This is a genomic window from Komagataeibacter oboediens (genome assembly GCF_018491655.1).
In the GTDB taxonomy this organism is placed as follows: Bacteria; Pseudomonadota; Alphaproteobacteria; order Acetobacterales; family Acetobacteraceae; genus Komagataeibacter; species Komagataeibacter oboediens.
The window spans coordinates 95,399-107,916 of the sequence record NZ_JABLUU010000013.1; the positions used below are offsets into that span (position 1 = coordinate 95,399).

At 51.5% G+C, this 12,518-nt stretch carries 7 protein-coding genes and 2 pseudogenes; 5 read left to right on the top strand and 4 right to left on the bottom strand.

Annotation, left to right across the window (positions count from 1 at the left end; all coding sequences use genetic code 11):
• Positions 1–6: 6 nt before the first annotated feature.
• From HNO79_RS11495 to HNO79_RS11510, 4 genes and pseudogenes are all read right to left on the bottom strand, one after another.
• Entirely contained in the window at positions 7–549 is a 543-nt protein-coding gene (locus HNO79_RS11495; protein ID WP_200409105.1) for an OsmC family protein, read from the bottom strand.
• 1,334 nt (positions 550–1,883) lie between these two features.
• Positions 1,884–4,907: an autotransporter outer membrane beta-barrel domain-containing protein gene (locus HNO79_RS17275; protein ID WP_244987525.1), complete on the bottom strand. Its 3,024-nt coding sequence runs from the start codon at positions 4,905–4,907 to the stop codon at positions 1,884–1,886.
• 312 nt (positions 4,908–5,219) lie between these two features.
• A pseudogene (locus HNO79_RS11505) lies at positions 5,220–6,002 on the bottom strand (IS5 family transposase).
• 501 nt (positions 6,003–6,503) lie between these two features.
• Positions 6,504–8,636, bottom strand: coding sequence for a hypothetical protein (locus HNO79_RS11510; protein WP_244987526.1), 2,133 nt, complete (start codon positions 8,634–8,636; stop codon positions 6,504–6,506).
• A gap of 806 nt (positions 8,637–9,442) precedes the next feature.
• Between HNO79_RS11510 and HNO79_RS17510 the strand changes: the two genes are divergently transcribed.
• The 5 genes and pseudogenes from HNO79_RS17510 to HNO79_RS11535 all read left to right on the top strand — a co-directional run.
• On the top strand, positions 9,443–9,574 hold the full coding sequence (locus tag HNO79_RS17510) for a nitronate monooxygenase (protein ID WP_408887044.1): 132 nt from the start codon (positions 9,443–9,445) through the stop codon (positions 9,572–9,574).
• Positions 9,575–10,070: 496 nt separating this feature from the next.
• Entirely contained in the window at positions 10,071–10,718 is a 648-nt protein-coding gene (locus HNO79_RS11520) for a TetR/AcrR family transcriptional regulator (protein WP_214165244.1), read from the top strand.
• A gap of 150 nt (positions 10,719–10,868) precedes the next feature.
• Positions 10,869–11,630 carry an SDR family NAD(P)-dependent oxidoreductase gene (locus tag HNO79_RS11525; RefSeq protein ID WP_214165243.1) on the top strand — a complete coding sequence of 254 codons (762 nt, stop codon included), beginning with the start codon at positions 10,869–10,871 and terminating at the stop codon, positions 11,628–11,630.
• Between the two features lie 31 nt (positions 11,631–11,661).
• Positions 11,662–12,114, top strand: a complete 453-nt coding sequence (locus HNO79_RS11530; protein WP_214165242.1) for an SRPBCC family protein — start codon at positions 11,662–11,664, stop codon at positions 12,112–12,114.
• A pseudogene (locus HNO79_RS11535) lies at positions 12,111–12,518 on the top strand (SDR family NAD(P)-dependent oxidoreductase); the annotation flags it as partial. The gene HNO79_RS11530 and the pseudogene HNO79_RS11535, both read left to right, overlap by 4 nt.

The following is a 12,518-nucleotide window of genomic DNA, read 5'->3' on the forward strand; positions in this document are numbered from 1 at the left end:
TAAAACTCAGTCTGCAAGGCTGATCGTCATGGGGACGGGATTGCGCATCGTATTGGCGACGGGGGAGAAATAATTGGCATGCTGCACGATGGCATCCAGCGCTTCACGCGATGCATCGCCTTCCACCGCCACCTTTACGCGAATGCGCTGGAAGCCCATTTCCTCGGGCTTGCGGTCAGCCCCACCAGCGCCCCATGCCGCCGTATTGCTGATGTCGCCTTCCAGCCAGAGTTCCAGCTTGCTCAGCTTTACTTCGCGGTATGTGGCAACCGCTGTAATACCGACGGCCAGACAGCCACCCAGCGCGGATAGAACGATTTCGCCCGGAGCCGGAGCCGTGTTCTGGCCGAACAGATGAAGCGGTTCATCCACCACCACCGGGGCGTGCTGCCCGACATAGCTAAGCGTGCGGTACTGGCCTTCGCACACGGTATGGACCTTGTTCGTACCGAAGTTATCAGGGTTGTTACGCCCCTTTTCCGCAAAACCCAGCAGTCCGGTCCGGTCGATGGGACGCAGATAGGTGGAAACAGTTTTGGTATCGGACATGATATTTGCAACTCCTGTTAGGAAACACTTCATCCGGGTTGACGAAATGACCTTCCGCAGTGGCGGGAAACGTCTCAAGAAGTTTTTTTGCGCTTTCTAGTGCGCTCTTTTTTATAGGTATTTTTTCATGACATCGGCGCACGGCACATGAATTGTCGACATTGTCCACATTGTCATATGGGCGGGATCGGGTCATGCGCCTGTCATAACGTGTCGCCCGATCCTCCCGTTCCGATCAGCACGAGGCGAAGCAGGGAAACAGGCAGCCAACCCGGCGGATGTCGTAGGCACAGGCGGAAACAATCTGATAGGCGTAAGGATAAAACTATTTCTCATAGTGGATATCATCCGTTAAAAACGCTCGAACTCCGTTAAATATGTTAAATCACATAAAACCACATTATGGTAGGTTTTATATCGTGAATTATTAAAATATCATATTTTGTGATTAAATTTTTGATATTCCTACGTTTAAGTGTGGATAATCATTTTTTCTACAGGCCCGGAAGGCAAGAGATATGGCAGATTTCCAAACCTTGAGGTCGTGACCAGAGGCACACCGTTCCATCTGAATGAGGCGAAATATCCACACAATCTATTGAAAATCAGCGAGGATGCTTGCTCCAGGATACGCCACCCAGTGCTAACCGGATCAGAATTCCACGAAAATATATGTAATATTTTTTTCAATATCACACACGCTCTTCACTCCAGCCCGTCAGCCTGGACCGGATAACCCGACCTCCTGAATATTCTTGTTTTGTTCTATCCTGCGTGGATGGTAAAAGATTCCATGATGCAGTTCCGCAGGATCAAACACCCATACAATGACCTGAATTCAAAGCGTCACGCTATCCGCAATGGCATGGGGCTCTCATCAGATCTGCCATAGAGCAGCGCAACCGTATGCCTGCTGCAGAACCGGATGGTCCAGACGTGACCCGCTATGCCTGTTATCATTTAACGCCACATGAGCAGACAGGGAAGAAAACAGCCTTCTGACGTCACCTGTGGCAGGAACGATGCCCGATGGCAATCAGTGCGTCATCCCCGCCCACGACGGCGTAGGGTGTCCCCATCCGCTCATCGGGCATGCACGCACCATCAGCCAGCGGTTCCTTGTGGCATCAGCGGGGCAGGGGATAGCAAAAGCTATGTGTCTGAGATTGAGAACAACAATAAGCAGGGCAGCACAGTTGAAGTACGCCATATTGCACATGCGCTACATATTCACATTGAATATCTTCTAATGTGATTTTTTAAATAAAGTGGATACAGGAGCCTTTCTGGAAAATCGTCATATCGAACCTCCAGAAAGTCATCCCGAAATGGCGTTAGAACGTCACCTTTATATTTCCACGAAGCCCCGATTCAACAGACTGGTCACCATATTGGCCAATATAATTTACGCCAACATTCACGCGGTCACTCAGGTACGCCTTAAGGCCAATATTCAGCACAGCTGCATTGGTTGAGAGGGGCACGCCAGAAATATCCATCGTCGCATTGCTGTTCGCAAATGCTTCATGGGTGGTTGGCACTGGCGATCCGAACGTATGCCGGTAGGCGAATTCCGCTCCCGGCACCAGTATGAAATGCGCGGCATGAAAAGCGGAGGAGGCCCTGACCCCGAAGGTCGAAAAAGTAGTCCCTGTATCCATGCCATGACCATTCAATGCGGCCGCAGTGCCATGTTCGTTAAACCTGTCCGTATCCAGATTAACATACGCCACATTGGCAAATGGTTCGAACGATGCCTGCCCCAGATGCATGCGATACCCCAGATCGCCAAATGCCTGCGCAGTACCTGCATCATACTGACTATTGGCCTTGCCATTATTCATAGACGACAGGGCAATTGTCCGACCGATGGACAGCATGTTCCAGGTGTAAGCAGCACCCATCCTGAAGGCCAGACGCCCCCAATGTGTTCCCGCATAACCGCCAATACTGACGTTATTGCTATGACCGTAGGAATCCACTGCGCGGGAATTAAAGGTGGAGTGACCATAACCCACCATGCCACCGACACGCCAGTTTCCGGCAACCGTCGTATCTGCGCCCAGCACAAATCCGCCAACTGAATGGTTCATGCCCGAAGCATTGCCGTCACCGGAATTACGGCCCCATCCACCGTATGCTTCCATCCACATGGCGCTACGGTTTGATTGACAGAGGCCATCTGTCAGATGCCCCTGCATAGTCGCAGTTTTGAGTGCTCCATTCCCAGCACCCGGATCACAGGCAGCGTCACGCAACCGATCGACCGCCGCATTCCGCACATAAAAGCTATCCTGGACCAAATCTGTCCGCGCGGAAGCATGGATCTCCCCCGACAGAGCATTGAAAGCCCTGCGAGCCTGTGTCGCATCCATGTTGGTAATAACAGACGACAGGGCAGCGCTCCCCGCATTGTCCAGGGCATTCGCGACACCGAACTGATTGCGGGTCTGTGTAACAGAAGAAAATTTACTGTCGTTGCGACGGATGGCTACGTCCACACTATCTTCGCCATATTCAAGATAGGGCGAGATGAACGGGTAAATCGAATCTATATTGGTAACAAGATTTGCAGCTTGCCCCGTGACAACTTTCTGGGCAGTCAGAATTGTATAAACCTGTCCGGATCTTATCGACGCCCCAGATGCAATATCGGTAAAATCAACGGTTCCGCCGTTTAACGTTGCCGTTCCCCCAACCTGGACAGAATCATTTTTCAGGCTACTGGTATCGGCTTTGATCGCGAGTACGGACGTACTATCCATGGAAAGGTTATTTGCAATCGTCAGGGTACCTATTGACGTTGCACTGCCAGGGGACAACGTAGCATGGTCCGCAATCGTGGCAGAATTGATACTTCCGTTACCTGACAACGTGGCAGTAGATCCATGTGCGTTCACATCGATCTGGTTATCCGTGCCGTCAATATACAACTGACCACTATCGTCGACAGTTCCGCTAATGCTGCCCGCACCAGATACGGTCAGGGCACTTCCTGCATCAATCTGCACGTTTGAAAATGTATTGGTTCCATCAATCTCGGACGAACCTTCTACAAACAGATTGTCCAGACCGGTTGACGAACCAAACTTTGCTCCATCTTCCAGATATAGCGAATTGATCCCGCCACCGCCTGCCGCAACAGTTCCGTCTATGACCGAACCTTTTTCTATGTATAGATTACCACTTCCGGCAAGAACAAGGGAATTAGTTCCACCACCGATATAACCTGAATTGTAAATATTATATGACGACCCGGGAAACATATATATGCCAGCATCCGCGCCATATATATATCCAGAATTGTTTATATTTGCGGCAGTTCCCGTGGAGGAGACACCGAGGTAATCACTCTTGATGGTCCCAGAATTGGTTAACTCCAGATTCTGATAGTCCCAGATGCCAGTACCACCAGCCAGAACGGTTCCCATATTATTGACAACCGCAATCGTGCCCGGATCACCGCCTAGCGTCATTGCATTATCAACGCTTTCAATGACGCCACCGGCATAATTGTTTACTGTGGAATTTTCACTTAGTGCCAAGCCTTCAGACGCATTTGGTGAGCCTGTCTTATCGACACCAGCAGCACCCAATGCCTTGATTGTTCCCCAGTTATTGACAACGGCGTCTCCGTCAATGTCGACGCCATCACCGTCTCCTGTTCCCGAACCATCATAGGCACCGATAATAGTACCGTAATTGGTCACCTGACCGGTGCCGTCAGACCCGACACCTGATCCGTTACGGCCTATTATGGTGGCACCCGCCTCATTTATAACGTTTACGAACCCGTCAGTGGTAATCCCATGCCGATGCCCGGAAATCAGCCCCCCGGTTTCATTGATTACCGTGCCCGTCGGCGCACTCTGGAAATCAATGCCATCATGGCTGGAGGCAGCAGGACCATCTGCGTAAATCAGACCACTATTGATTACGGTAGCATTTGTTCCGGGGCGAATACCGTCAGCATTGTCAGAAACAATCTTACCAGTCGCCGTGTTGGTGATCGTGGTCGTATTGCCGTTGCCCGACATATCATTGAGATCTATGGCCTGCCCATCAGATGTGCTGGTGATCGTCCCACTGTTGGTTATTGATATCTGTCCCGTGGATGCAGCCTTCGCATGCACGCCATCACCTGCGGCGGTAACGGAACCATCGCTTGCAATATCTACGGAAACATCTGTCGGCGTCTTGATGGTAATGCCATCATCATCTGTATTTATCGAGCTGGATGCATCAATATTCGTAGAATCCTGGCCTGATATGGTATTGGTTGCTGCATGCGCAAAAGAAATGGTACATACTGCGGTAAAGCAATATAAAAATATATCTCTTTTATATTTTACATTCATAATTTTGCACTTTACCGAGCCGATTATTTTTATGTTATATTTTTTTATTAAATATCAGAATGATACACAAAAAGGCAATAGACTTTACAAGATAATGCATTACAAAACATTTCTTGATTTTATTGCAATGTGTGTCTGCATCTGGTGAAATGGTTAACTCCTCTACCATTCAATACCATGACCATGCAATTCCTCGGTCATGCAAAGAATATACAGCACAAGCTGAATCGTAACCTGCAGCCCGATGAAAACGACAACGCCGTCCGCACCCTCCAGCGCTCTGGACTGGCGGCAATAATGCTCTAGGGCCTGTTAGGCCTTGATGTAGTCTGCTGTAGCAGCGAGGAGAATGACGGCGAGAAAGGACGCTGCCGTCTTTTCATAGCGTGTGACAACGGCCCTCTATTCCTTTAGCCTTGCCCACAGGTTTTCGACCAGATGCCGGTGTCTGTATGCCCATCTGGGACAGGCAACTTCTGGATCATTTTTCCTTGGCGGGGTGACGGGACGGGACGGGACCCGTGGTTCCAGAGATATTCACGGAATTTCTGCGAGGCATACCCGCGATTGCAGACGGCATGGATCGGTGGGGGTGGCAGCTCATCAAGCAGGGCATAGGCACACGGCAGTTCGTGCGCCAGTCCGAAAGAAAGCGTGAAGGAAAGAACCCTGCCATGGCCTTCTGCGACTACACAGACCTTGGTGCCAAAACCTCCACGTGAGCGGCCAAGCGCCTCACGATCTCTGCGGCGTCCATTCTATCCCTTTTTTGGCGGCACCGGCCGCCTTGTGATGGGCACGGATCGTCGTCCCATCAAGAAAGACGATGCCCAATGCCGGCTCGGGCTGCTGACCTTTTCAAAGAGGCTCTGCCTCACCCCACGCTTCGACCAGCGAATGAACAACTGTGCGGCAATCCACCAGGGACCAAACGCAGAAAGGCAGGGTGCTCCATTTCGCGCCGTTCTGATGGCGCCAGAAAATCGCGGATATCGTCCGTCGAAGGTTCTTCGGCGGGGTCTTTCCCTTCGGACGGACTTCCTCGATCAAGGGCGCCCAGACGGACGATGCGGTATCGGAAAAGACAGACCGCATCATGCTCATCATAAACAGCGATGCAGTCCGTTCTGTCGTTCAAGGCCCAACAGACCTTAGGCCTACATCCGTTCCAGTACGGGGGCAGCCGGATAACGCCTCGGATAACGCCTCGCAGATCGCCTCGGCATAGGCAGCATCAATAGGGCTTCACGTAAATCGCTGGCATCATGTTCACCGTATGCCCGGATGCTGCAATCTCGTGCGTCCAATAATGCGACGCGCTGCAAGATTCCATGCCAACCAGACACGAGAGAAGTGTTTCAAAGAAACGGGAGACCTCGCCACGTCGCAAATGACGGTGCACAAAAATATTTCTCTTACTGTCGGTCCCCTGCAACTAAAAAAACATTCGTAGTCAATTACAGACCAATTTTCGAAATCGTTTCCATAGTTAGCTCCCGACATTGTAGACAGCAATAATTTTATCCTCGCACATCCCGTACAGGGACTGTCCACAACATCACATCTATCCACATCTTGCCATTTTTATACAAATATTTACGATGAAGAAACAAACCTTTCAATCAGGTCTTTCAAACCATGGTCTGATATTTGTACATAGTCTTTCTGAAGAGCAGGTTTCAATACATCCAGCGGAATGCTCTGCCTCAGGAATTCCATGTCAATGGCAGCAGATTGCTGGAGGAATACGTCACTTTCATAAAATATGGTCTGGGCAAACCGGTGCCAGAAAGGTCTGTCCTGATAATGGGTGGAAAGTACCGGGTCCCTCATGATTTGTAAAATCAAATCTTTACCATCGAATGCCCGGGCAACGGCTGTTGCGCGACCGGCAAAATAACGATCTCCTACCCCTTCGATCCAGTATGCATGCGGGTCATAATCACAGATCGCGACGTCTTCCGATGTTTGATGTACAGCTTTCTCGATCATCTCGATAATGGACCCGCCACGAAAAAGAACATCTGGCCTCATCAGGGCCATATTGCCAATCGGTTGTGCAGTTTTCTGTGTAGCCTGCTTCGCCAGGCCATAAAGGGCCGCGATGCGATGCCACATACGTGCCTGATTTTCTATGCCAACACTGACCCTTTTATAAAAAGAACGGAATTCCTTTCCGATATCTTCCAGATATTGATCTTCGGTTTCAATGTTGATGAATATATCTTGATCATGAAACCCATTTTGCGAGGCAATACTACGAATTATGCCCTCATCGACCATATTATTGGTGCAGGAGGCCTTCTGTAATGCATCTGCCGTATGCGGTAAAATATGCCGCAATTCCAATAGATTTTTGATATGATTGGTGGATATGATCTTCTGCAGGCACCGGGGTATACGAGATAAAAATTCCCCCACCAGTGTGCCATCTTCAATCTTTTTCTGTCCCGTCAGGTTCCATGTCGCAATACCAATACTCAGGCGTTTGCCTGCGGCACGGTATTGGGCAGTATCTGCATGCAGATATTTCATAATTTTTGAGAAACTGCCTTGCGGATCACGCATCTGCCCGAAAATTCCAATAAAAGTATGATTTTCTCCCCCTGTGCGCAGAAAAATGTCATGTCGTGGCTGATTGAGAAAAGGGATACCTCGTATCCCGCCCCCGTTCAGCCGGGCGCGGTACCGGGACAGGACTTCCGTGGCCCATACGGGAGTGCTGTCGAGCACACTGAAAGAAAACGCATTCAGGTTGCCATTGCGGAAATCCAAACAGAATGATGATTGAAGAAAAGCATTAAGGCATTTTAGAAATATCCCTCTAATAGAAATATTTTTTTGCGAGAAAATATCGAAATATTTTATAAACAGAGGGTGCAGCGACAATGTTTCAGACACAAACATTTTTTGCGACAGAATTCGCTGGATATCCGCCTGTTTGTCAAAAGAAACAGCCAGATGAAAGACGGTAGCAGCCCTATCCGCATCAAGATCAGTTATATGGTCACATAGAAAGGAAATCACCAGACCACCGACATCAATGCCGGGTACAGGCGTATTCCATATGACACGCTCAATATCTCCCTTAAACCCTTGGGCACTTCCCGCCTGGCGACTCAGCAATCCCGATATAAGGGGTCGCAGCGCCTGTGTATCAGGAGACCATCCTTTATCAGGGAGAGACTGCCTGGCGAGGAACTGCTGGTTCATTTCCATCATGTAGCGCGCCAGTCCGCGGGTAAGTTCTTCCCATAATGGCGTAAATGGCCACCAGCTTTCCCGGATAGGCACCTGATTGTAGAGGATCAGTGCGCGATCAGACCGCCCCGTCTGCCGGAGCGTTTCAGCTTCAATCAGTTGCATGACGGGATCATTTCGCAAATATCTAGGAAGATTATCCATATATCTGATCTGCAGAGGCAAATCGATATTACGAGAAATATTCAGGAGGCTGATTTCAATGCAAAGACGAAGATTCAGCCCGAAGAAAACAGGTAGCCTGTTCAGAATATCAAATATATCCCGATAATTTTCGTCATTGATCTTGCGAACCAAGGCCTCGATAATCTGTTCCTGCAATATCTTTATGGAATCCGGACAATCTGGATCTTCGAATTTGCAGACATGCCTCCCCGTATTCAGGATTTCAATAACAGCATGCGTTTTATCTTCATTGATGAAATTTAGCACAGACTGTCTATTTTTCAGTGCAAATTCGTAGTTCATTCTAGTTTCCTTCATATTATCAATTTATTATTTTAAGTAAATACTTAAGATCAACAGCAATAAGTTCGTGGCATTAATTCGAAAACTCACAGAACCTCATGACCTGTGGTATAAGAAATTCATAATGAATAATTATGACATGTTTAATAAGATAATTATAAAGGGACGTCACATACAGTTCGGGCAGACGCATGACCGTCGCCAAATCAGCTTCCTTTTTCGCATAGGATACGAAGGGGTCTGCAACCGTAAGAATATCATCGAGATCGATAATGGGTCTCTTCACCTTGCTGACGTCTCCATCTGACCATAGCCCCAGCGTCAAGGTTGTGGCTTCCTGCTGAAGGTCACGAAGGAGGATGCAACTTTGCCGCTATTTGTCTCAGTTGAAACACATAGAAAGGTAAAAAGGTGAGTATTCGGTTAAAAAACCATGCAGGCTCAGGATCTATCAGAGGATGTTACGTACCGTAAGCGAGTATAGCGGCGTTTCTGAGTATGAAACATGCGAAAACGACGACAAGGAGACTTGCGAGCGTTGAAGCGGAACGCTCGTAACCCTTGACGAGCCTACGGCATAGTGTGGCTCATGCGAAAAACCGTTCTACGACCTGCCAGCGTGGCTGCAGAACAAAACCGCGTCAGGCTTTCTTCAGCCGAACAGATTTCGGCCCTGAAGGCGACAGGTACGCTTTTGCTGGCAACAGTAACCAGTCTGGAGGAAGCCCATGCTCCCGAGAACACAGGGACGGATGCATATTGTGGCACAAGGGATTGAGGCGGGCGGCATCATGGATGGAGCAGGCATGGCGGCTGCCTTTGCCCTGAGTGCCGTCGCCGCACAGATGGGCACGGCCTTCATTCTCTGCCCGGAGACAGACGCGGATGAAGCTTACCGAAAGGCTTTGGCGGACCAGCCGCGTTTCATACATGCATGACCGATCTTGTTTCAGGACGTCCTGCGCGCTGTCTTCAAAACCGGTTTACTGGCCTGAGTGGCAGTATCGGCATTCCACCGGTTCCCGATTACCCCATTGCTTATGATGCGGGGAAAGCGCTCAACAAAGCTGCCAGAAACTGTGGTGAAAATGGTTTTGGCGCTTATTGGGCAGGTCAGGGGGCCCTCTGGCGCGGGCCATGCCAGTAAATCAGCTCATGGACAAACTGAAGGAAGAATTGCGAGAGGCACGCTGTTTTATGACGTAATTGCCAAGGTATGTCGTCAGTTAGGTTCCGTTGGCAAAAGGTCTTTTCAGACTGGCCTATACGTGATTCAAAGCTGGTCTTTGCGGAGACCTGTAGATGCGTGACGACCTGTCGGACGAGGAACGGGCGACAACATATGGATCGTTTGATACGCCTATAAGGCACCAGCGGCCTTGGCAATCACTTATGGATCACTTAATATGGAAGTCTTTCGGAAGGAACGATGACATGGCGCGGACCGGGCGGCCCCGTGAGTTTGACCGCGACAGGGCGATTGATGCCGCCACGGCGCTTTTCTGGGCGCAGGGGTATGAGCCGACTTCCCTGACGCAGCTCAAGGCCTGCATGGGCAACATTTCGCCCGCGAGCTTCTATGCCGCGTTCGGCTCGAAGGAAGCCCTGTTCCGCGAAGTCGTGCAGCGTTATCTGGCCACATACGGGCAGGTGATGGCGCCGTTATGGGATGAAAGCCTGCCCCCGCGCGAGGCCATCGAACGGACGTTGCGCAGTTCGGCGCGCATGCAGTCCGCCCACACACATCCAGCCGGGTGTCTGGTCGTGTGCGGTGCCAGCAACTGTTCACCTGAAAACGAACCTGTCCAGGCGCTTCTTGCGGCGGAACGACAGCGCACGCGCACCGGCATCAGGGCCTGCGTAGAACGCGCTATTGCCAATGGTGAATTGAACGCATCCCCGGCGACAGATGTGCTGCCCGAAATTCTCACGACTTTTTTCCACGGCATGACATGCGAAGCCCGGGACGGGATGCGTCCGGACACTCTGGATGCGGCTGTCACGTCGCTGTTGACATTGTGGGATATCAACGCGGTGAAACGGGGAACAGCAAAGCGGCCCAAGAAAAAGCTGACAGACTGACAGCGGCGAAACGATCCGGACCCGGCCCGAAAATTCCATATCGTTCGGTCCACAAATCCTTGACCCTGCCTCGTGCCCCTATTATGGATCGGTCGATATGGAAGTGGTGTCTTCGGAACCCGACGCCATGCCTTTTCAGGGAATCCGATCATGAGCCCATCAAAAATCGCCCTCGTCACGGGTGTCAATCGCGGCATCGGCTACAGCATCGCCAGGCATCTGACGACCGCCGGCATCAGCGTGATCGGCACTTATCACACCAATGAAGACGAGGCGAAGGCTGCTGAAACCGCCCTCAGCCATGAGAACGCGAAGCTGCGCATGCTGTCACTGGACATCGCGAACCACGCGTCATTCGGGGATTTTGCAGAGCAGGTCAAAACCCTTCTCGCAAACGAGTTCGAGCAGCAGACACTGAATTACGTTGTCCAGAACGCTGGCAACATCATTCACACACGCTTCGATGCCGCGACATCCGAACAGCTCGACAATCAGTATAACATTCACTTCAAGGGCCCTTATCTGCTGACGGTAGCCCTTCTTCCACTGATCCGTGATGGTGGCCGCATTCTCAACATCACCTCTGCCACGACGCGCTTCTACCTGCCGGATCATGGGCCCTACGCAGCCATGAAAGCTGCAACCGAAGTCATCTCGCTCTATATGGCAAAGGAACTGGGCGCGCGGGGCATTACCGTCAATGCGGTCGCCCCCGGCGCGGTGGCATCAGACTTTGGCGGCGGTCTGGTCCGTGATGATGCCACGGTCAACAGAAGCCTCGCAGAGATCACGCCGCTGGGGCGTGTCGGCCAGCCCGACGACATCGGGGCTGCAGTCCGTGCCCTCCTGTCTGACGACATGCACTGGGTGAATGGCCAGCGCATCGAGGTGACGGGCGGCCAGTCACTTTGATCCCACACAGAAAAGGGCAGGGGGAGTCCGTATGATCAACGTTATGGCCAGCAGTGTCATCAATGCACCCGTTTCGTCCGTCTGGGGGCTGATCCGTGATTTCGGCACCCTTGGTCGCTGGTTGCCGGGCGTGAAAAGCTGCGTGATCGAAGGCGATGATCCCGGCGACCGTGTCGGCGCAATCCGACGTCTTGAAATGGGCGATGTCGGTGTGATCCGTGAACAGCTTCTGGCGCTGTCCGACGTGGAGCATGCAGTGACATTCTCGATCATTGAATCGGCTCTCCCGATCCGGAACTACCGCTCGACCATCACGCTTCTGCCCATAACGGATGGCGATCGCACGTTTATCCGATGGCACGGTCAGTTTGAAGCATCAGCCGAACACGCAGCCAGCATGCAGACCCGCATGCCGACACACATCTACCAGCCAGCATTTGACAGACTGGCAGAAATTCTGGCATTGAGGAAAACGCGGTCATGACCAGATTTCATGGACAATCCGTTCTTGTGCTGGGCGGCAGTCACGGGATTGGGGCCGCCATCGTGTGTCGCTTCGCAACAGATGGCGTGAAAGTCATTTTCACGTATTTTTTCTTCCCCTGACGACGCCCAGGCATTGGCGGCCGAGACCGGAAGCAGGGCCCTGCGCGCCGACAGCGGTGACAGGGACGCGCTGATCGCCTCGCTCGGCCCCTTGGATGTGCTGGTCGTCAATTCCGGAATTCTTGGCGCGGGTAACCCGCTGGACATGCCGCCGGATGCCATCGACCGGCTCGCGCCTTATCACGCGGCTGTTGCCGCCGCACGGACCATGCCCGACGGCGGCCGCATCATCCTGATCGGCTCCGCCAATGCAGACCGGATGCCGATGCGTGGCCTTGCTGC